This window comes from Allobosea sp. BE125, assembly GCF_031456075.1.
Lineage (GTDB): Bacteria > Pseudomonadota > Alphaproteobacteria > Rhizobiales > Beijerinckiaceae > Allobosea.
In genome coordinates this window covers 40,190-59,572 of the sequence record NZ_JAVDTY010000012.1, presented here as the reverse complement: position 1 = coordinate 59,572, position 19,383 = coordinate 40,190, and the positions used below count along the sequence as shown (strand labels likewise).

17 protein-coding genes are annotated in these 19,383 nt (G+C 65.2%); 9 read left to right on the top strand and 8 right to left on the bottom strand.

The features are described 5' to 3' along the window. The first annotated feature begins 6 nt into the window (after window positions 1–6). Window positions 7–948, top strand: a complete 942-nt coding sequence (locus J2Y55_RS23580; RefSeq protein ID WP_310158456.1) for a LysR family transcriptional regulator — start codon at window positions 7–9, stop codon at window positions 946–948. Window positions 949–1,076: 128 nt separating this feature from the next. On the opposite strand, the gene J2Y55_RS23575 is transcribed toward J2Y55_RS23580, so the two are convergent. The 3 genes from J2Y55_RS23575 to J2Y55_RS23565 form a co-directional block, all read right to left on the bottom strand. Further along, window positions 1,077–2,381 carry a diguanylate cyclase gene (locus J2Y55_RS23575; protein ID WP_310158454.1) on the bottom strand — a complete coding sequence of 435 codons (1,305 nt, stop codon included), beginning with the start codon at window positions 2,379–2,381 and terminating at the stop codon, window positions 1,077–1,079. A 224-nt stretch (window positions 2,382–2,605) separates the two neighbouring features. Beyond that, window positions 2,606–4,363, bottom strand: coding sequence for an ABC transporter permease (locus J2Y55_RS23570; RefSeq protein WP_310158452.1), 1,758 nt, complete (start codon window positions 4,361–4,363; stop codon window positions 2,606–2,608). 33 nt (window positions 4,364–4,396) lie between these two features. Next, the gene (locus J2Y55_RS23565; RefSeq protein ID WP_310158451.1) at window positions 4,397–5,374 is read right to left on the bottom strand and encodes an ABC transporter substrate-binding protein; all 978 of its coding nucleotides are present in this window, start codon (window positions 5,372–5,374) and stop codon (window positions 4,397–4,399) included. 229 nt (window positions 5,375–5,603) lie between these two features. Between J2Y55_RS23565 and J2Y55_RS23560 the strand changes: the two genes are divergently transcribed. The 7 genes from J2Y55_RS23560 to J2Y55_RS23530 all read left to right on the top strand — a co-directional run bounded on the left by J2Y55_RS23560 (window position 5,604) and on the right by J2Y55_RS23530 (window position 11,902). Then, window positions 5,604–6,986, top strand: coding sequence for an ABC transporter substrate-binding protein (locus J2Y55_RS23560; RefSeq protein ID WP_310158450.1), 1,383 nt, complete (start codon window positions 5,604–5,606; stop codon window positions 6,984–6,986). 110 nt (window positions 6,987–7,096) lie between these two features. Further along, complete coding sequence (locus tag J2Y55_RS23555; RefSeq protein ID WP_310158678.1) at window positions 7,097–7,969, top strand: carbohydrate ABC transporter permease; 873 nt, start codon at window positions 7,097–7,099, stop codon at window positions 7,967–7,969. Next, window positions 7,969–8,805, top strand: coding sequence for a carbohydrate ABC transporter permease (locus J2Y55_RS23550; protein WP_092171387.1), 837 nt, complete (start codon window positions 7,969–7,971; stop codon window positions 8,803–8,805). The genes J2Y55_RS23555 and J2Y55_RS23550 overlap by 1 nt, the downstream gene beginning before the upstream one ends. A 107-nt stretch (window positions 8,806–8,912) precedes the next feature. Continuing rightward, a complete protein-coding gene (tal, locus tag J2Y55_RS23545) occupies window positions 8,913–9,881 on the top strand; it encodes a transaldolase (protein ID WP_310158449.1) in 969 nt (322 codons plus the stop codon). 119 nt (window positions 9,882–10,000) lie between these two features. Beyond that, the gene (locus J2Y55_RS23540; protein ID WP_310158448.1) at window positions 10,001–10,615 is read left to right on the top strand and encodes an HdeD family acid-resistance protein; all 615 of its coding nucleotides are present in this window, start codon (window positions 10,001–10,003) and stop codon (window positions 10,613–10,615) included. A 169-nt stretch (window positions 10,616–10,784) separates the two neighbouring features. Then, window positions 10,785–11,348 carry a YceI family protein gene (locus tag J2Y55_RS23535; RefSeq protein WP_310158445.1) on the top strand — a complete coding sequence of 188 codons (564 nt, stop codon included), beginning with the start codon at window positions 10,785–10,787 and terminating at the stop codon, window positions 11,346–11,348. Then, window positions 11,345–11,902 (top strand): cytochrome b, encoded by a 558-nt coding sequence (locus tag J2Y55_RS23530; protein ID WP_310158443.1) that lies wholly within the window; start codon window positions 11,345–11,347, stop codon window positions 11,900–11,902. Before J2Y55_RS23535 ends, J2Y55_RS23530 begins: the two co-directional genes overlap by 4 nt. 14 nt (window positions 11,903–11,916) lie before the next feature. On the opposite strand, the gene J2Y55_RS23525 is transcribed toward J2Y55_RS23530, so the two are convergent. The 5 genes from J2Y55_RS23525 to amaB all read right to left on the bottom strand — a co-directional run bounded on the left by J2Y55_RS23525 (window position 11,917) and on the right by amaB (window position 18,197). Beyond that, on the bottom strand, window positions 11,917–13,599 hold the full coding sequence (locus tag J2Y55_RS23525; RefSeq protein WP_310158441.1) for a thiamine pyrophosphate-binding protein: 1,683 nt from the start codon (window positions 13,597–13,599) through the stop codon (window positions 11,917–11,919). Next, the gene (locus J2Y55_RS23520; RefSeq protein ID WP_310158440.1) at window positions 13,592–14,776 is read right to left on the bottom strand and encodes a CaiB/BaiF CoA transferase family protein; all 1,185 of its coding nucleotides are present in this window, start codon (window positions 14,774–14,776) and stop codon (window positions 13,592–13,594) included. Before J2Y55_RS23520 ends, J2Y55_RS23525 begins: the two co-directional genes overlap by 8 nt. Further along, window positions 14,773–15,288 carry a hypothetical protein gene (locus tag J2Y55_RS23515; protein WP_310158438.1) on the bottom strand — a complete coding sequence of 172 codons (516 nt, stop codon included), beginning with the start codon at window positions 15,286–15,288 and terminating at the stop codon, window positions 14,773–14,775. The genes J2Y55_RS23520 and J2Y55_RS23515 overlap by 4 nt, the downstream gene beginning before the upstream one ends. Before the next feature lie 28 nt (window positions 15,289–15,316). After that, the gene (locus J2Y55_RS23510) at window positions 15,317–16,534 is read right to left on the bottom strand and encodes an acyl-CoA dehydrogenase (protein WP_310158436.1); all 1,218 of its coding nucleotides are present in this window, start codon (window positions 16,532–16,534) and stop codon (window positions 15,317–15,319) included. Between the two features lie 142 nt (window positions 16,535–16,676). Further along, the gene (gene amaB / locus J2Y55_RS23505; protein ID WP_310158435.1) at window positions 16,677–18,197 is read right to left on the bottom strand and encodes an L-piperidine-6-carboxylate dehydrogenase; all 1,521 of its coding nucleotides are present in this window, start codon (window positions 18,195–18,197) and stop codon (window positions 16,677–16,679) included. 246 nt (window positions 18,198–18,443) lie between these two features. Here amaB and J2Y55_RS23500 point away from each other — a divergent pair, with 246 nt between their 5' ends. Further along, complete coding sequence (locus J2Y55_RS23500) at window positions 18,444–19,352, top strand: LysR family transcriptional regulator (protein ID WP_310158434.1); 909 nt, start codon at window positions 18,444–18,446, stop codon at window positions 19,350–19,352. Window positions 19,353–19,383: the final 31 nt, after the last annotated feature.

The window sequence follows — 19,383 nt, the reverse complement described above, 5'->3', positions numbered from 1 at the left end:
GCGCCTTTGGAGCGGTTCGACTGGGATGACCTGCGCTTCTTCCTGGCGGTCGCGCGCTCGGGCCGTTTGACGGCGGCGGCGCGCCGGCTCGGGGCCGACCACGCCACGGTCTCGCGCCGCATCACCTCGCTGGAGGAAGCGCTCAAGGCCAAGCTCTTCGAGCGCCGGCCGCAGGGCTATACGCTCACGGCCCATGGCGAGCGGCTCCTGGCCAAGGCCGAGAGCATGGAGACCGAGGCGCTGGCGATCCAGAGCGATATCGGCGGCGCCGACATGGCGCTCGCCGGCACGGTCCGGATCGGCGCGCCCGACGGCTTCGGCACCACCTTTCTGGCGCCACGCCTGGCCAAGCTGGCGGGCGCCTATCCTGGCCTCGAGATCCAGCTCATCGCCATGCCGCGCCTGCTTTCGCTGTCGAAGCGCGAGGCTGACGTCGCGATCACGCTCGCCCCGCCCAAGGAGGGCAAGGTCGTTGCGCGCAAGCTCTCCGACTACCGGCTCGGGCTTTATGCCGCGCGGGAGTATCTCGACGCGATGCCGAAGGTCGAGAAGCCGGAAGACCTCTTCGATCACCGCATCGTCGGCTATATCGATGACCTCATCTTCACGCCCGAGCTCGATTATCTCGACGAAGTCGCCAAGGGCCTGCGCGCCCAGGTCCAGAGTTCGAGCGTGCTGGCGCAGATGAACGCGGTCGTCGCCGGAGCCGGCATCGGCGTGATCCACCATTTCATGGCCGAGGGCGAGCCGCGCCTCGTGCCGGTCCTGCCCGAAACCGTCTCGATCACGCGCTCCTTCTGGCTGCTGGTCCATGCCGATCTGAAGGATGTCGCCCGCGTGCGCGCCATCGTCGATTTCGTCGTGCGCGAGGCGAAGGCGAGCCGCGCCCTGTTGATGGGCGAACAACCCGCCGCGGCGGCACCGCGGCCCGCGTTGGTCGAGGGATGAAGCGTTTTCGAGCGAAGTGGACACCGGTTCGCGTGAAGAAAACGCGCTAAAACAAAAAGCAGGAGCTGTTGAACGATCCAATTGGATCGGAAACCGCTCTAGAGTCGCGTTTTCCCCGGGCGGAGGCGTCAGCTGGCGGCAAGGCAGACCCGGTTCCGGCCTTGCTGTTTTGCCGCGTAGAGCGCCTGGTCTGCGCTGCGCAGGCAATGATCGAAGCTCTCCGCCGGATCGGCCTCCGCAACGCCGATCGAGGCCGTGACGGAGATCGTCTCGGCCCCGATCTGCAAGGTTGCGTGCGAGATATCCAGCCGGAGATGATCGCTGAAGCGCATCGCGGCGGCTGCACTCATTCCGGGAAACAGGATGACGAACTCCTCGCCGCCGAGGCGGGCAAGCAGGTTGCCGGTGCCTTCGACTGCATCCTTCAGGTAACGGGCGACCAGTTCGAGCATCCGATCACCGACGTCATGGCCCTGTGTGTCGTTGAGCTGCTTGAAGTGGTCGATATCGAGAACCGCGACCGCGCTCGAGGGACGTGCCTGCACGGTCTTGATGAGCTTCGGGCCGTTCTCGAAGAAATGCCGGCGGTTGAAGAGCCCGGTGAGATAGTCGCGGGACGCCAGCTCCTGCAGCTGTTTCAGCTGCAGGAGCGTGTCCGCATTGTTTGCGATCCGGCATTGCAGCTCTTCAGGCATGAACGGCCGCGAAATGAAGTCGTTGGCTCCGGCTTTCAGGAAACCGGCGGAGACGGCGATGTCGGTCGTGGACGAAACCCCGATCACGCGCAGCTTGTCCGGTCCGACCATGCGGCGGATTTTGCGCGTCAGCTCGTATCCGTTGATATCCGGCATATTATAGTCGGAAACGACGATCTGGATGTCGGGATTGGCCTCGATCAGCGACAAGGCCTCCGCGCCGGATCCTGCCTCGATGACCGAATACTGCTGCACCGCCAGCATCCTGGCGAGGTGCTTGCGCGCAGTCGTCAGGTCGTCGACGACGAGGATGCGCATCTCGCGGTTGGACAAGGCGCGCTTGACCGCGGTGACCAGCGTGTCCAGCGCGAACTCGTTGTTCTTCAGGACATAGTCGATGACGTCGCGCTCCATGATCCGGCTGCGCGTCTGCAGGTCGAAGCTCCCCGTGAAGACGATGGTCGGGATGCCGCGTTGGACCGTGAAGTCGATCGCTTCGCCGTCGGGCGCATCCGGCAGGTTCAGGTCGACCACCGCGATGCCATACGCCTCGGGCTCTTCAGTGACGACCTCGTGCAGCTCGTTCAGCGACGCGCAGGTGACGACGGATAGCCCCGTCTCCTCGGCGAGGAGCTTGCGCAGCGCCTTCGAGAAGGTCTTCGAATCCTCGACGATGAGAAGCTTGCGCATATCGGCGACCGGCTCGGATTTGTGACGAACAGCGGCGCGGTACTTCATCGGCGCAGAATCCTTACGACGCGTACTGGCAACTCGTCATGGTTCGAGGCGGCATGCCAGGTCAGTTGTCCAGGGAGCAGGGCGTTTTCCTGCTCCGGCCGAAACTGGCCAACCAGGGTAAAGGTCGGATTAACCTGTGGTTGCCGACCGCACTTGTTTCACCCGCTGAAACGCTTCGACAGGACGAGGCCGGTTCGGGCCGTGTGGAACGGTCGGGGGCGCCGTCAGATTCGCCAGGGCAGCACGTTCCGCGGCAAGCGCTTGCCGCACAGGTCAAGTCCCAACATCACCGCGAGAATGATCAGGGAGGCGCTGATCGCGACCGCGGCGGCCTCGCCGGCGAGCCCCGCCTCCTTCAGGCTGAACAGCACGACGCCGAGTGTCTCGGTGCCCGAGGACCAAAGCAGCGCCGAGACGGTCAACTCGTTGAAGGCGACGAGAAAGACCATCAGGCCCGAGACGCTTGCCGCCGGAGCCAGGATCGGCGCCACGATGAAGCGCAGCATCTGCCAGAGGCTCGCGCCGTCGAGCTTCGCCGCCTCCTCGTGATGCGCCTCGATCTGCGCCATCGCGGCGACGGGCGCCTTCAGCGCCAGCGGCAGGAAGCGCGCCAGATAGGCGAAGAGGATGATGAAAGGCGTGGCATAGAGGCTCACTCCCAGAAGCGGCAAGGGCTTCAGGAAGAGCAGGATGCAGGCGATGGCGAGCACGACGCCGGGCAGGGCATAGGGCAGTTCGATGACGAGCTCGACGACGCGCCTGAACCTGCCCATGCGCCGCTCCAACGCATAGGCGAAACCGATCGAGATCAGCGCGAGCAGCAGGGCAGCCGAGCCGGCGAACAGGAAGGAGTTGCGGAAAGCCCGCATCGTCACATCCTGGCGCAGCAGCACCTCGGTGAATTTATCCAGCGTCAGGCTCTGCCAGGACAGCGCGACGCCGAGCGCCGGCGTCAGCGCTTCGCAAAGCAGCGCGAGGAAAGGCAGGCCGAGCTTCAGCGCCAGCAGCGTCCAGAGCGCGCCGGCAACCAGCGGCCGTGCGCGCCCGAGCGTCCAGAACGGTTGCAGCGGCCGTTCGATCTCGACCTTGCCGCCGGCACGCCGTGTCGCCAGCACGCTCGCCAGGATGCCGCAACCGGCGACCAGGGCGACCAGCAGGGAGAGTGCGGCGGCGTCGGACAATCCGGCCGGCCCGAAGCTCGCCAGCCGCCGGTAGATCAGCGTCGGCAGCGTCAGATAGTTCACCGGCAGTCCCAGCAGCGCCGGAATGCCGAAATTGCCGATGCCGGCGACAAAAGCGATCAGCGCGGCGGCGATGATCTGCGGCCGCAGCACCGGCAGCAGGATGCGCGCGACGATCGTCGCCGGTCCCGCGCCTTCCATCTGCGCCGCCTCGACCAGTGAATGCGGCACGCTGCGCAGGCCGGTCCAGAGCGTGATAGCGACCAGCGGCGCATGATGCAGCGCCATGACGAGGATGATGCCGCCGCGCCCGAGCAGCGGGTTTGGCGTGCCCGGCGCTGGCGACAGGCCAAGCACCCCCAGGATCGGCGAGTGCGGCGCGAACAGGCTCAGGAATGCAAGGGCCGCGACCTGTGGCGCGATCATCATCGAGAACACGAAGAAGAAGGCGAGGGGGCGCTTGTGGCGCAGATCCGTGACGCTGAGCGCAAGCGCGACAGCGCCGCCGATCAGCAGGGCTGCGAGCGCGGAGAAGCCCGCTGTCTCCAGCGTATGGAGTGTCGCATTGACCGCCGCGCGGCTGCCGATCTGCTCGAGCGCGGCCTCGGGAGCGAACTGCCAGCCCGGTGCAAGGGCCGCGATGGCGAGCCGCAGGAAGGGCAGGGCGCCGAGCAGCAGGGCGGTGAGCGTGACGGCAGTTGGCAGTCCAAGCCCCTCCGGCAGACGCAGATGCCGATGCACGCCCGGCCAGATCGGACGCGCGGCGTCGCGCTGCCAGCCAGGGCGGGCGATGAGCGTCATTGCGTGGGCGGGGGGGTGCGCGTCACGCGGGGCTCACTCGAAGATCGCGCTGAAGCGCTTGCGCGCCGCGGCCTCGCCGGCAAGCCCCTGGGCGGCGTCGAACGGCATCAATTTGATCGCGTCCCGCGTCGGATAGCCGGCCGGCAGCGCGACATCGGGGTGGGCCGCGACATAGCCCTGGCGCAGCGCCAGCGCCTGGCCTTCCCGGGAGATCAGGAAATCGACGAAGGCCTTCGCGGCTTGCGGGTTCTTCGTCGATTTCAGGATCGCGACCGGCTCGCCGACGGCGGAGACGCCTTCGCTGGGAAAGACGAACTCGACCGGCGCGCCCTTGGCCTTCTCGCGGATCGGCATGAAGTCGACGATCATCCCGTAGAGCTTCTCGCCGGTGGCGACCTGGCGCAGGATGTCGCCATTGCCGCCGGCCGCGAGCGCACCATTGTCCCTCAGCTGCTCGTAATAGCGCCAGCCGCCAGACAGATTGCCGGCCAGCGTCATGGTGTGGATCAGCGCGGCGCCCGAATTCAACGGGCTCGGCATGGCGAGCAGGTTCTTGACCTCGGGCTTCGTCAGATCGGCCCAGCTCGTCGGCTTCAGCGCAGCCTTGCTGTTGTAGACGATGCCGGTGGTGATCAGCTTGGTCGAGAACCACATCTTCTGCGGGTCGTGGATGCCAGCCGGATAGGCGGAGACATCGGCCGCATCATGCGCGAGCAGCCGGCCCTCCTGCTTCAGGCCTTCCATCGTCACCGAATCGGCGATCAGCAGGACGTCCGCCTGCGGGCTGCCGGCCTCGATCTCGGCACGCAGCTTCGCCATCACGCGCGGTGTGCCGTCGCGCACGAAGCTCACTTCGACTTTAGGATAGAGCGCCTTGAAGGCATCGATCGTCTGCTGCGCGTCGGTATTGGGTTGGCTGGTGTAGAGGACGAGCTTGCCCTCCGCGGCCAGCGCCGTCGTGGAGGCGAGCGCGCCCGCGGCTGCCAATACGATCAAGATGTTGGCGCGCATCGCCGCCTCCCATGGGCCTCGACCCGGCAGGGTCCCTTAGGGCCGTTATGCCCCCTATATGACATATCCATGAAAGTGCCAGCGATCCTCCGCCGCGCCGCGCCGGCGACGTGAACTGCCCGAATTTCCCGCATTGCACTGGCTTGTTTGTCCCAGCGCTTTTCGACTAGTGTCCTCGACAAGACGTCCTAAATCGTCGGCATTAAACGTTTTAAATGGGAGGTTATCGATGAAATCGGTTCGTTATCTCGTCACCGGTGCGGCCTTCGCGGCGATTGCCGCGGGTTGGTCCGGGGCGGCGCTCGCGCAAGAGACCGTCACGGTCTGGTTCACCAAGGGTTTCTACAAGGGCGAGGATGACGCGCTGCTGGCCGTCGTCGACAAGTTCCAGAAGGCGACCGGCGTCAAGGTCGATCTCTCGCTCTACGCGACCGAGGATTGCGTGACCAAATCGGTCGGCGCCATCGAGGCCGGCACGCCGCCCGATGTCGGCTTCTGCACGACCTACGATTTCCGCACCACCGGCAAATGGGCCTTCGACGGCAAGCTCGAGGACGTCACCGACGTGATCGAGCCGATGAAGGCCGAGTTCCAGCCGCAGGCGCTGGCGACGACCTTCCTGATGAACAACAAAACCGGCAAGAAGTCCTATTACGCCTTCCCCGTCGAACAGCAGATGATGCACATCACCTACTGGAAGGACATGCTGGAGGAAGCCGGCTTCAAGGAAAGCGATATCCCCAAGGGCTGGAACGGCTATTGGGACTTCTGGTGCGACAAGGTCCAGGGCTCGCTGCGCGCCAAGGGCAAGCGCATCTACGGCGTCGGCCATCCCATGGGCATCGCCGCGTCCGACACATTCTACAGCTTCCTGACCTTCGCCAACGCCTATGGCGCGCAGGTGGTCGACGAGAACGGCAAGATCGTGCTCGACCAGCCCAAGAACAAGGCGGCGATGATCGAAGCGGTGAAGTCCTATGCGAACATCTTCCAGCGCGGCTGCACACCACCATCCTCGGTCAACTGGCTGGATCCCGACAACAACGTCGCCTTCCACAACCGCACGACCGTGCTGACGCATAACGCGACGATCTCGATCGCCGCCAAGCATCTCGACGACATGAACAACCCTGCGCTCACCGCCGAGCAGCGCGCCCAGGCCAAGAAGAACTACGAAGACAACATCCGCACCGCCGAATTCCCGCTCAAGCCCGATGGCGGCGTCATGCCGAACCTCGCTGCGGTGAAGACGGCCGTGATCTTCGCCGACGCCAAGAACAAGAAGCGCGCCAAGGAATTCATGGCGTTCATGCTCAAGGACGAAAATCTGCGGCCCTTCGTCGAAGGCTCGGTCGGTCGCTGGTTCCCGACGACGATCGAGGGCGCCAAGAGCCCGTTCTGGACTGACGGCAAGGACCCGCATCGCGCGATCGTCCATAAGCAGTACACGGATGGCACCGTGCCGTTCCAATTCGTCTATAACTACAACTTCACGACCGTGAACGCCGAGAACGTCTGGGCCAAGGCGGTGAATCGCGTGGTTCAGGACAAGATCGCGCCTGACGTCGCAGTGGACGAGATGATCGCCCGCATCAAGCAGATCGCCGGCTGACGCCGCCGATCCTAACGAAAAGGCGTCCCTGCGGCCGCAAGAGCCGCGGGGCGCCGACCCGTCCCAACATGACGGCGAGACCGAGGGAGTAGGTTATGACAGCGACCACGATGGCCGCGCCGGTCGCGGTACCCAGCGATGCGGTCTCGGGACATACCCGCGACCGCGCGCTCTGGGGCGCGATCATGCTGGCGCCCTATGTCCTCGTCTTCCTCGTGATGGTGGTCTACCCCGTCGCTTACGGCCTCTGGCTCGGCCTCAACTGGAATTCCTATCGCGCGCTCTTCGCCGACCCGATTTTCATTCGCACGGTGGTCAACACCATCGTCTTCCTGTTCATCGCGGTGAACCTGAAATTCCTGATCGCGCTCTGGCTTTCGGGTTTCTTCGTGGCGCAGCGCGCCTGGGTTCGCATCGTCCTGGTGATCTTCATCCTGCCCTGGGCCGTGCCGTCGATTCCGACCATTCTCTCGTTCCGGGTCATGCTCAACCCCGAGAACGGCATGATCAACCAGCAGCTTTTCCACCTGTTCGGCATCGTCGAAGGGCCGGGCTGGCTGACGGACCCGACATTGGCCTTCGCCAGCTCGATCATGGTCCATATCTGGAAGTCGCTGCCGTTCTGGACGTTGATCCTGATCACCGGGCGCTTCGCCATCGCGCAGGATCTCTATGAGGCCGCCAGCGTCGACGGCGCCAACAAATGGCAGCAGTTCAAATTCATCACCTGGCCCTCGCTGGCGACGCTCTACGTCACCTCGACCATGCTCTCGATGATCTGGACGCTGGGCGACTTCAACAGCGTCTACCTGCTCACCGGCGGCGGTCCGGGCGATCTGAACCACGTGCTCTCGACGCTCGGCATCCGCTATATGCGCAACAACAATCTCGATCTCGGCATCGCCTCGATCATCGTCGCCATGCCGCTGATCCTGCCGATGGTCTATTTCATGGTGAAGCGTCTCTCGAAGGGAGCCGAATGATGAAAAAGGCTCTCGACGAGGGAAAGCTGATCCTGATCGCCATTCCCGTCCTGATCTGGACGCTGCTGCCGATCTACCACCTCTTCGTGCTCTCGATCTCCAGCCAGGAGGCGATGCTGGCGGGCACATTGTGGCCGGCCAAGCCGACGCTGCAGAATTTCCAGATCGTCTTCCAGCAGCAGCACTACTATCTGACGAATTTCTGGCGGCAGATGTTCAACAGCTTCTTCATCGCGATCACGACCGGGCTGCTCACGCTGTTCATCGCCACCTTCGCCGCCTTCGCCATCTCCCGCCTCAAGGTCAAGGGCGGGCGCACGATCATGAACCTCGCTCTGGCGACCTATCTGATCCCGGCCGCCTTTCTCGCCATCCCGATGTACAAGGCGATGGGCTCCTACGGCCTGCTGAACACGCAGGCCGCCTTGATCCTGGCCATGGTCGCACTGGCCTCGCCCTATGCGATCTGGGTGCTGAAACAGGCCTCCGACAAGCTTCCCAAGGAGCTCGACGAGGCCGCGATCATGGACGGCGCAACCTCGCTGCAGCTCTTCCGGCTGGTCTATCTGCCTTTGATGAAGCCCTCGATGGTGGTCATCGGCATCTATGCGCTGCTGCTCGCCTGGAACGAATATCTCTACGCCTTCCTGCTGTTGTCCAACGAGAAGGCGGTTCCGCTCGCCGTGGGCCTGGGGCTGTTCCTTTCGGCCGACGACGCGCCCTGGAACCTGCTGATGGCGGCGGGCCTGCTCTATGCCATCCCTCCGGCGGTGATCTATTACGGCTTCCGCAAGAACATGGTCGGCGGATTGACCGCGGGCGCCGTCAAGAGCTGAGCCTTCGCCAACCGCGCAGGCCGGCCCTGTCGCCGGCTTGCTTGACCGCGCGGGAACAGCGCCGCAGGTTCGGGTGTTCTTTCGATACGGACCATAGCAGGACCATCATGACCGCTTCCAAGCTCGACCAGCTCCGCGAGATGACGACCGTCGTCGCCGACACCGGCGATATCGAGGCGGTCCGCCGGCTGAAGCCCGTCGATTGCACCACCAACCCGACGCTGATCCTGAAGGCGGTGGAAACCCCGGCCTATGCCCATCTCGTCGACGAGGCGATCAGCTGGGGCAAGAAGGCTGGCGGTGGCGAGAAGGCTGTTCATGCGGTCTGCGACCGGCTCGCCGTCACCTTCGGGGCGGAATTGACCAAGATCGTGCCCGGGCGGGTCTCGACCGAGGTCGACGCCGATCTGTCCTTCGACACGCAGGCGACGATCGACAAGGCGCGCGCCATCATCGCCGCCTATCAGGAGCGCGACATCGAACGCGACCGCATCCTGATCAAGATCGCCTCGACCTGGGAAGGCATCCAGGCCGCCAAGGTGCTGCAGGCCGAGGGCATCGACTGCAATCTGACGCTGCTCTTCGCCCTGCCTCAGGCGGTCGCCTGCGCGGACGCAAAAGCCTTCCTGATCTCGCCTTTCGTCGGCCGCATCCTCGACTGGCACGTCAAGGCGGGAGGTGGTCCCTACACGGCCGAGACCGATCCCGGCGTCGTCTCGGTGAAGAGCATCTACGCCTATTACAAGGCGTTCGGGATCAAGACGGTGGTGATGGGCGCCTCCTTCCGCAACACCGGTGAGATCGAGGCGCTGGCCGGTTGCGACCGGCTGACGATCGGGCCCGGCCTGCTCGACGAATTGGCCGGGGCGACCGGCGATCTGCCGCGCAAGCTGTCCCCGGCCTCCTCGCCGCAGGTGGCCGCTCCCGGCGGAAGCAGGATCGTCCTCGATGAGAAGGCCTTCCGCTTCGCCATGAACGAGGACGCCATGGGCACGGAGAAGCTGGCCGAGGGTATCCGCGGCTTCGTCAAGGATCTGCGCGGACTCAGGAAGCTCGTGGCGGCAAGGCTGGGCTGAGAGCTCGCAATCAGTTCTAGCTGGCTGTGCCGGAGGCTGCTCCATATGGCCGCTTGCGCAATATTGACGGCTCTCGCTTGGGGTGAGAGCTTGCATTAGCTCCCGCCGGAGATGAAGCCATGTCGCAAGCCCCGACACCTGCGCATCATCCGCCCTCGCTCGGCACGCATCTGGTGCCGTTGCGCCGCAACTGGGCCTGGTTGCTCGCAGCCGGCATTGCCCTGGTGATCCTTGGCATACTCGGCCTCGGCGCCGTCGGCCTGCTCAGCATTGCCAGCACGATCTGGTTCGGCGCCATGATCTTCGCCGGTGGCGTGATCATGCTGATCGACGCCTTCCGGCATGGCGGCTGGAAGAGCCGGCTGATGCATATCCTGATCGGCCTGCTCTATCTCGCCGTCGGTGCCATGGTCTTCGTCAATCCGGTCGCGGCGACGGTGTCGCTGACCTTGTTCGCCGGCGCCGCGCTGGTCGTGGCGGGTGTCTTGCGGATCGTCGTCGCGTTCCAGACGCGGCCGATGCCGGTCTGGATCTGGGTGCTGGTCTCCGGGCTATTGTCGCTCGCGCTGGGCGCGCTGATCCTGCTGCGATGGCCGGCATCGAGCCTCTGGGTGCTCGGCACCTTCCTCGCCGTGGAATTGATCTTCCAGGGCTGGGCCTGCATCGCATTGGCCCGGGCGATCCGCTCGACTTTCGATGGCGTCATCGCCAAGCGGGCGGCGGTGGAGGTGTAGAGCGTTTTCAAGCGAAGTGGGCACCGGTTCGCGTGAAGAAAACGCGTTAAACAAAGAGCTGGAGCTGTTGAACGATCCAATCGGATCGGAAACGGTTCTAGCATCACCTTTGCGTGTGCGGTGGTTCGCCACCATGGCGCGGCCATCATGGGCGCGATAAATCGCCGCCATGCTGCACCGCTTATCCCTTGTGATCTTCGCACTGTTCCTCGCCGGACCTGCCGCGGCGCAGGCGACATGGCGCTTCGACCGTGCTTCGACCGAGATCAGCTTCGTTGCACGCCGCTTCGGCGCAGTCGTCGCCACGGGCCGTTTCGAGCACTATGACGGCACGCTGGCGCTGGATTTCGACCAGCCCGAGAAGAGCCGGATCAGGGTTGCGATTGAAACCGGTTCGATCAAGGCGGGCTCGGCGCTGATGGACGGCTTCATCACCGGCGAGAGCATGCTGGATTCCGGGCATAGCCCGACGGCGAGCTTCAATTCCGTCAGCGTGACCCGAACCGGCGAACGCAGCCTGCAGATCAGCGGCCAGCTCACCATCCGCTCCGTCACCCATCCCATCCTAGTCAATGCCGTGGTGGATGGCGATCTCGACAAGGCGCGCCGCGGCGAAAAGCTGCCCTTCCACGCCAGCGGCTCGTTCATGCGTCCCGCCTTCGGCATCGGCCGGGACGTCAATGTCGTCGACGACCTGGTCGAGATCGCGATCAAGGGGCAGCTTTCGCGATGACCGCTGCCGAGGTAGGCCGGCCAGCGCGGTGGCACCCCGCGCTCATCGTCTTGCACTGGCTGACCCTGCTGCTGATCGCGCTCCAGTTCCTGCTCGCCAGGCTGATGGGCGATGAGACGCGCGATCTCGTCGGCCGCTTCGAACTCTATCAACTGCACAAATCCATCGGCCTGACGGTCGCGGTTTTCGTGCTGCTGCGGCTTGGCTTGCGTCTCGCCTTGCCGGCGCCGCCGCCGACGCGCCCCGAGCCGTGGCAGCGCCTTGCCGCCGGCGCTGTTCAAGGCGGGCTTTATCTCTGCCTCGCCGCACTGCCGCTGACCGGGATGCTGATGGTCTCGGCTGCGCCGATCCAGATCCCGACCTTGTATTTCGGCTGGTTCGCGGTGCCCCATCTCATCGGTCCGGACAAGACGACCTATGAGATGATGCTATCCCTGCATGAGCGGGTCTTCGACCTGCTTATCGTGCTCGGCCTGATCCATCTCGGCGCGGTCCTGTTCCACCGCCTGGTCTGGGGCGATGGCCTGCTGCGCCGGATGTGGTTCAGGGGCTAGCAGGCCGTTGAGGCTCAGGCGCCCTTCTGCGCCTGAGCGGCAAAGGCCTCGGCCCGGATCGTCGAGAGCGACTTCGCCGGCGTGATCGCCTCCGGATCGAGCAGGCAGTGGATGATCGCAGGCTTGCCGCTCGCGACCGCGCGCTCGAAGGCCGGGCCGAATTCGGCGGTGGTCTCGACACGTTCGCCATGGCCCCCAAAAGCCCTGGCATAGGCCGCGAAATCCGGGTTCTTCAGCTCGGTGGCCGAGACGCGGCCGGGATAGTCGCGCTCCTGATGCATGCGGATGGTGCCGTACATGCCATTGTCGATCACCACGACGACGACGGGCAGATCGTACTGAACCGCCGTCGCGAAATCCTGCCCGTTCATCAGGAAGCAGCCATCGCCGGCAAAGGCGACCACTGTCCTGTCAGGAAACAATCGCTTGGCGCCGATGGCGGCGGGGACGCCATAGCCCATCGAACCGCAGGTCGGTGCGAGCTGCGTCGCGAATTTGGTGAAGCGATGGAAGCGATGCACCCAGGTGGCGTAGTTGCCGGCGCCGTTGCACAGGATCGCGTCGTCGGGCAGGTAGCGCCGCAGCCAGGTCACGGCCTCGCCGGGGTGGAAGGCGCCGGCCACCGGCGCGGGCTGCTCGGTCCAGCCGAGATAGGCCTCATGGGCTTCCGCAGCAGCACCCGCCCAGGGAATCTCCTGCGGCGGATGCACCGTCTCCAGCGCGGCACAGAAGGCGGTCGGCGAGGCGTTGATCGCTAGCGATGGCCGGTAGACGCGGCCCAGTTCCTCGGCATCGGGGTGGACATGCACCAAGGGCCGGCCGGGCTCGGGGATGCCGAACAGCGTGTAGGACTGGCTCGGCATTTCCGAGAGCCGCCCGCCGACGAGCAGGACGAGATCGCTCTCCTTGATCCGCTTCAAGAGCTTGGGATTGGGGCTGATGCCGAGATCGCCGGCGAAGTTCGGATGGTTGGCCGGGAACAGCATCTGCCGGCGGAAGGAGACCGCGACCGGCAGGTCGAAACGCTCGGCGAAGCGGGTGAAGCGCTCGATCGCCTGCGGGCTCCAGCGCGAGCCGCCGAGGATCGCGACCGGCGACTTCGCCGCCCAGAGCCGCTTCTGCAGATCGATGGTCTGGAGCAGGGACGGATGCGTCTCGGTGACCTGATAGGGCTGCGCATCGGCCACGTCGGCAAGGTCGGTCAGCACGTCCTCGGGCAGCGCGATCACCACCGGGCCGGGCCGGCCGGCGGTCGCGACATGGAAGGCGCGGCTGATGATCTCGGGAATGCGCGCGGCATCGTCGATCTCGGTCGTCCATTTCGTCATGGTGCCGAAGACGGCGCGGTAGTCGAGCTCCTGGAAGGCCTCGCGCTCGCGCATGCCGCGCTCGATCTGGCCGACGAAGAGGATCAGCGGCGTCGAATCCTGGTCGGCGATATGGATGCCGGGTGAGGCGTTGGTGGCGCCCGGGCCGCGCGTCACGAAGCAGATTCCGGGCTTGCCCGTCAGCTTGCCGGCTGCTTCGGCCATCATGCAGGCGCCGCCTTCGGCCCGGCAGATGGTGACCTTCAGGCTCGCATCATGCAGCGCGTCGAGCACGGCAAGGTAGCTCTCGCCCGGTACGCAGAAGGCGTCGGTCGCGCCGTGGATCAGCAATTGGTCGACGAGGATCTGCCCGCCTGTGCGATTAGCCATGGTGCGGCCCTCCCCAGGCCGGGTCGTTCAGGATGTCGTCGTGATGTTCGCCGAGCCGGGGGCTCGGCCGCCCCGCCACTTGCCTGACGCCGTCGATCACGATCGGCGAGGCAACGGTCGGGATCGTCCCGCCCTTGGCGGCGGCGCTGGGCAGGTCGACCTTGACGCCGCGCGCCATGATCTGCGGATCGGCGAAGACCTCGTCGACCGAATTGATCGGCCCCGCCGGCACGCCGACCGCCTCGAGCGCGGCCAGCAGGTCGGCCTTGCCGTAGCGCTGGGTCAGGGCGTGGAGTGCAATCGTCAGCGGCGCGCGATTGGCGACGCGGGATTTGTTGTCGGCATAGTCGGGGTGGCTGGCGAGCTCGGCGCCTCCGAGCACGTCGCAGAGCTTGCGCCACTGCCCGTCATTGCCGGTGGCGATGATGATGTGGCCATCGGCGACCGGGAAGACGTCATAGGGCACGATGTTGGGGTGCGCGTTGCCGAGCCGCGGTGGCGGATTGCCGGAGACGAGATAGTTCATCGCCTGGTTGCCGAGCACGGCGACCTGCGCATCGAGCAGAGCCATGTCGAGCGTCGCGCCCTCGCCGGTGGCGTCGCGCCGGCGCAGCGCCGAGAGGATGCCGACCGAGGCGTAAAGCCCGGTATAGATGTCGGCGACGGCATAGCCCGCCTTCATCGGCGCGCCCGTCGGTTCGCCAGTGACCGACATCGGCCCGCCCATGCCTTGCACGAGGAAGTCGTAGCCGGCGCGCGGCGCATAGGGGCCGGTCTGGCCGAAGCCCGTGACCGAGCAATAGATCAGGCGCGGGAAGGCCGCGCGCATCGCGGCGGCGTCGAGCCCATATTTCTCGAGGCCGCCGACCTTGAAGTTCTCGACCACGACATCGGCATGGGCGGCGAGGCGATACACCAGCGCCTGGCCTTCCGAGCTGCGGAAATCGGCCGTGATCGAGCGCTTGCCGCGATTGGCAGAGTGGAAATAGGCGGCCGAGAGATGCTCGTCACCGACGCCCTCGACGAAGGGCGGCCCCCATTTGCGGGTGTCGTCGCCCTCGGGCGCCTCGACCTTGACGACATCGGCGCCGAGATCGGCCAGAAGCTGGCCGATCCAGGGACCGGCAAGGATGCGCGCGAGTTCGAGGACGCGCAGGCCGGCAAGGGGAGGGGTCATGGGAGCTTCAGGCTGAACGGAGGAAATTTAGGAACGGGCAGTGGGTCAGTGCCGTTAAATTGCTCGACGTCTTCGAAAATTAGCGTGTCGTGCTGTGAGCCACGAAATCGCTTCAGAATCTCGACATGTACGCATTCTTGAGACGTATTCTCGTCAGCCAAAATAACCCGCTCTCCGTTTATTATGTCGGGCTTCCCGTAAGTCGTTACATGGCAAGGTAATTCGTCGGCGTCTGGACAAATGTTCACATTTCTACGGCAGATAAATTTGTAACTATAATAACCGTATGTCATTCCGGGACGTTGATAAGAAAAAACCTCGTCACCAGGCATCCAGTCTTTCAAGTGCAAGCTTTTAATATATAGCGGTTGTTCGGTCGAAGCTCCAAACGGGTCGAGGACAAATGGTGTTTTTCCTCGAACAGGTAAGTCTGCCCCAGCTACGGCAACAGAAAAGCATGCCAGTAGCGCCACCGCTAAGCCTTGAATGCCGATACGCTCAATGGCTTTCAAGGCCGATCTCCGCGCATGCTGCCTGATCTCAGAAAAACGCCTGCAAGCCAGTGATCGCCCGGCCGAGGATCAGCGCATGCACATCATGCGTGCCCTCATAGGTGTTCACCGTCTCGAGATTGGCCGCATGGCGCATCACCTGGTACTCGATCGAGATGCCGTTGCCGCCATGCATGTCGCGGGCCTGGCGGGCGATGTCGAGCGCCTTGCCGCAATTGTTGCGCTTCACCAGCGAGATCATCTCCGGGGCCATCTTGCCCTCGTCGAGCAGGCGCCCGACGCGCAGCGAGCCCTGCAGGCCGAGCGAAATCTCGGTCAGCATGTCGGCGAGCTTCTTCTGGTAGAGCTGCGTCTGGGCCAGCGGCTTGTTGAACTGCTTGCGATCGAGCCCGTATTGGCGGGCGCGCTGGAAGCAATCCTCGGCGGCGCCCATCACGCCCCAGGAGATGCCGTAGCGGGCGCGGTTCAGGCAGCCGAACGGACCTTTGAGGCCGGAGACGTTCGGCAGCAGGTTCTCCTCGGGAACGATGACGCCGTCCATCACGACTTCGCCGGTGATCGAGGCGCGCAGCGAGAGCTTGCCGCCGATCTTGGGGGCAGACAGGCCCTTCATGCCCTTTTCCAGGATGAAGCCGCGGATCTGGTTGTCATGCGCGGCCGATTTCGCCCAGACGACGAAGACATCGGCGATCGGCGAATTCGAGATCCACATCTTCGAGCCGGTGAGCTTGTAGCCGTCGGCGACCTTCTCGGCGCGGGTCTTCATCCCGCCGGGGTCGGAACCGGCATCGGGCTCGGTCAGGCCGAAGCAGCCGACCCATTCGCCCGAGCCGAGCTTGGGCAGGTACTTCTTGCGCTGGTTCTCGTCGCCATAGGCATAGATCGGGTACATCACCAGCGAGGACTGCACCGACATCATCGAGCGATAGCCGGAATCGACGCGCTCGACCTCGCGGGCGACGAGCCCGTAGGAGACGTAGTTCGCGCCGGCGCAGCCATATTCCTCGGGCACCGTCACGCCGAGCAGGCCGAGCTCACCCATCTCGTTGAAGATCGAGCGGTCGGTCTTCTCGTCGAGATAGGCTTCCGAGATGCGCGGCTGAAGCTTCTCCTGGGCGTAGCTGCGCGCGGTGTCGCGGATCAGGCGCTCGTCTTCGTTCAGCTGCTCGTCAAGCAGGAAGGCGTCGTCCCAGGTGAACTCGGCCAGCTTGTGGCTGGTGGAGTGGCTGCGAGCGGCTTCGGCCATGGTGTGTCTCCCTCTTGTTCGCTGTTCACCGTCATTGCGAGGCGCGAAGCGACGAAGCAATCCAGGGGGTCGTGGAGCGCTGCCGCTCCTGGATTGCTTCGCTTACGCTCGCAATGACGGCGTGTTTCCTCAGCTCAAATCGTCACGCATCCACATCGAAGCTGACGCCCTGCGCCAGCGGCAATGTCGTGCCGTAATTGAGCGTATTCGTCGCGCGGCGCATATAGGCTTTCCACGCATCGGAGCCGGCCTCACGGCCACCGCCCGTTTCCTTCTCGCCGCCGAAGGCCCCGCCGATCTCGGCGCCGGACGGGCCGATATTGACGTTGGCGATGCCGCAGTCGGAGCCCTCGGCCGAGACGAAGATTTCGGCCTCGCGCATGTCGAGCGTGAAGATCGAGGAGGACAGGCCGGCGCCGACCGCGTTCTGCAGCGCGATCGCCTGGTCGAGCGTCTTGTACTTCATCACATAGAGGATCGGCGCGAAGGTCTCGCGCTCGACCGGGCCGGTCTGCGAGGGCATCTCGACCAGGGCAGGGCGGGCATAGAAGCCGCCCGCGCCGACCGTGACCTGCTCGCCGCCATGAACCGTGCCACCGGCAGCCTTGGCCTCGGAGAGCGCGGTCTGCATGCCCTTGAAGGCGGCTTCGTCGACCAGCGGTCCGACCAGCACGCCGGCCTCACGCGGATCGCCGATCTTCACGGATCCATAGACCTTGATCAGCTTCGGGATCAGCGCGTCATAGACGCTCTCATGCACGATCAGGCGACGCAGCGTGGTGCAGCGCTGGCCGGCCGTGCCCATCGCCGCGAAGGCGATGCCGCGCAGCGCGATGTCGAGATCGGCAGAGGGCGCGACGATCGCGGCATTATTGCCGCCGAGTTCGAGGATGGCGCGGGCAAAGCGCGCGGCGAGCTTCTGGCCCACCTCCTTGCCCATCCGCGTCGAGCCCGTGGCCGAGACGACAGGCACGCGATGGTCGCTGACCAGCAGGTCGCCGATCTCGCGGCCGCCGATCAGGATCTCGGAGAGACCGACCGGGGCCTCGGGACCGAAGCGCTTCATCGTCTTTTCGACGATGGCCTGCACGGCGATGCCGGTTAGCGGGGTCTTCTCCGAGGGCTTCCAGACGACGCTGTCGCCGCAGACGAAGGCGAGTGCGGCATTCCAGGACCAGACCGCGACCGGGAAGTTGAAGGCCGAGATCACGCCGCAGACGCCGAGCGGGTGCCAGGTTTCCATCATGCGGTGGTTCGGGCGCTCGGTCGCGATGGTCAAGCCGTAGAGCTGGCGCGAGAGGCCGACGGCGAAATCGCAGATGTCGATCATCTCCTGGACCTCGCCGAGGCCCTCGGAAACGACCTTGCCGGCTTCGAGCGTCACCAGCAGGCCGAGATCGGTTTTCGCAGCGCGCAGTTCCTCGCCGAGCAGGCGCACGAACTCGCCACGGCGCGGCGCCGGCACCTTGCGCCAGGCGAGATAAGCGCTCTGGGCCCGGCCGATCGCGGCCTCGGCCTCGGCGGGGCTCGTCTCGCGGAGCGTGGCGACGGCCTCGCCGGTGATCGGCGAATGGGCGGGAAGGCCGGCCTTGGCGAAGGCGGCGTCGGTTACGCCGAGGCGCTTGAGCAGCGCCAGCGCGTCTTGCGGCAAAGATGAAGCCATCTGTGAATTCCAAACCCGTCGCAGGAACCGGACAGCTGAATCCGGCTCTCATCTAAAAGTCAGAGCAGGATCAATGCGAAAAACCGGTGCCCACTTTTCCGCATCCTGCCCTAGCGAAACACGCCAAGCGGCGCGGGACTTGGAGCCGCCGCGCCGGAAGCGCGAAGAATGCCCTCTTCCACCCCGCATGGGCAATCGATATGTTCTCACGACTTGATGAGAGTTTCTCATGAATTTGGAAGTCTCATGGACTTTGACATCATCCCGGGCCGGCTTTCGGTACCCTCGCTCTCGGCGCTCGCCGCCTTCGAGGCGGCGGCGCGGCATGGCAGCTTCACGCGTGCCGCCGAGGAGCTGAACCTGACGCAAGGCGCTGTCAGCCGGCAGGTCGCGCATCTCGAAAAGGTTCTCGGCGTCGGCCTGTTCCAGCGTGTCAGGCAGCGTGTCAGCCTGACGCCGGCGGGCAGCGCCTATGCGGCCGAGATCCGGGACGGTCTGTCGCGGCTGGCCGCGGCCACCGTCTCGGCCATGGCCTTTCGCGGCGCGGCCGGCGTGCTGCATCTGGCGATCCTGCCGACCTTCGGCACGCGCTGGCTGATCCCGCGCTTGTCGCGCTTCATCGAGGCGCATCCCGGCATCACGATCAACTTCACCACCAAGCTGGTGCCCTTCGACTTCGCTCGCGAGCAGGTCGATGCCGCGATCCATTTCGGCGATCCCGTCTGGGCCGGCGCCAGGCTGCACCGCTTGATGGGCGAGGAGATCATCCCCGTCGCCGCGCCGTCCCTGGTGGCGCGCCTGGGCCTGGCGGAGCCGGCGGACATGCTGCGCGCCCCCCTGCTGCAGCAATCGACGCGGCCGCGCGCCTGGGCCAACTGGCTGGAGCAGCAGGGCCTGCCTCCCGAGCGCGCCTTGATGGGGCCGCGCTTCGAGCAGTTCGCCATGGTCTCGCAGGCCGCGGTTGCCGGATTGGGACTTGCCATCGTGCCGCGTTTCCTCGTCGAGGAGGAGCTGCGCCTGGGCGCGCTCGTCATCCCCGTCGATCGCCCGGTGACCGGCTCCGAGGGCTATTACCTGGTCTATCCCGAGGCCAAGGCCGGATTGCCGGCGGTGATCGCCTTCCGCGACTGGCTGCTCGGCGAATGCGGCGCGTGAGCTGACCGGGGGGCGGCGCATCTGCGCTCAG

Coding starts and splice junctions, on each gene's coding strand:
- J2Y55_RS23575 (WP_310158454.1), bottom strand. CDS start 2,381: ATGAAGTACCGCGCCGCTGTTCGTCACAAATCCGAGCCGGTCGCCGAT.
- J2Y55_RS23570 (WP_310158452.1), bottom strand. CDS start 4,363: ATGACGCTCATCGCCCGCCCTGGCTGGCAGCGCGACGCCGCGCGTCCG.
- J2Y55_RS23565 (WP_310158451.1), bottom strand. CDS start 5,374: ATGCGCGCCAACATCTTGATCGTATTGGCAGCCGCGGGCGCGCTCGCC.
- J2Y55_RS23560 (WP_310158450.1), top strand. CDS start 5,604: ATGAAATCGGTTCGTTATCTCGTCACCGGTGCGGCCTTCGCGGCGATT.
- J2Y55_RS23555 (WP_310158678.1), top strand. CDS start 7,097: ATGGCCGCGCCGGTCGCGGTACCCAGCGATGCGGTCTCGGGACATACC.
- J2Y55_RS23550 (WP_092171387.1), top strand. CDS start 7,969: ATGAAAAAGGCTCTCGACGAGGGAAAGCTGATCCTGATCGCCATTCCC.
- tal (WP_310158449.1), top strand. CDS start 8,913: ATGACCGCTTCCAAGCTCGACCAGCTCCGCGAGATGACGACCGTCGTC.
- J2Y55_RS23540 (WP_310158448.1), top strand. CDS start 10,001: ATGTCGCAAGCCCCGACACCTGCGCATCATCCGCCCTCGCTCGGCACG.
- J2Y55_RS23535 (WP_310158445.1), top strand. CDS start 10,785: ATGCTGCACCGCTTATCCCTTGTGATCTTCGCACTGTTCCTCGCCGGA.
- J2Y55_RS23530 (WP_310158443.1), top strand. CDS start 11,345: ATGACCGCTGCCGAGGTAGGCCGGCCAGCGCGGTGGCACCCCGCGCTC.
- J2Y55_RS23525 (WP_310158441.1), bottom strand. CDS start 13,599: ATGGCTAATCGCACAGGCGGGCAGATCCTCGTCGACCAATTGCTGATC.
- J2Y55_RS23520 (WP_310158440.1), bottom strand. CDS start 14,776: ATGACCCCTCCCCTTGCCGGCCTGCGCGTCCTCGAACTCGCGCGCATC.
- J2Y55_RS23510 (WP_310158436.1), bottom strand. CDS start 16,534: ATGGCCGAAGCCGCTCGCAGCCACTCCACCAGCCACAAGCTGGCCGAG.
- amaB (WP_310158435.1), bottom strand. CDS start 18,197: ATGGCTTCATCTTTGCCGCAAGACGCGCTGGCGCTGCTCAAGCGCCTC.
- J2Y55_RS23500 (WP_310158434.1), top strand. CDS start 18,444: ATGGACTTTGACATCATCCCGGGCCGGCTTTCGGTACCCTCGCTCTCG.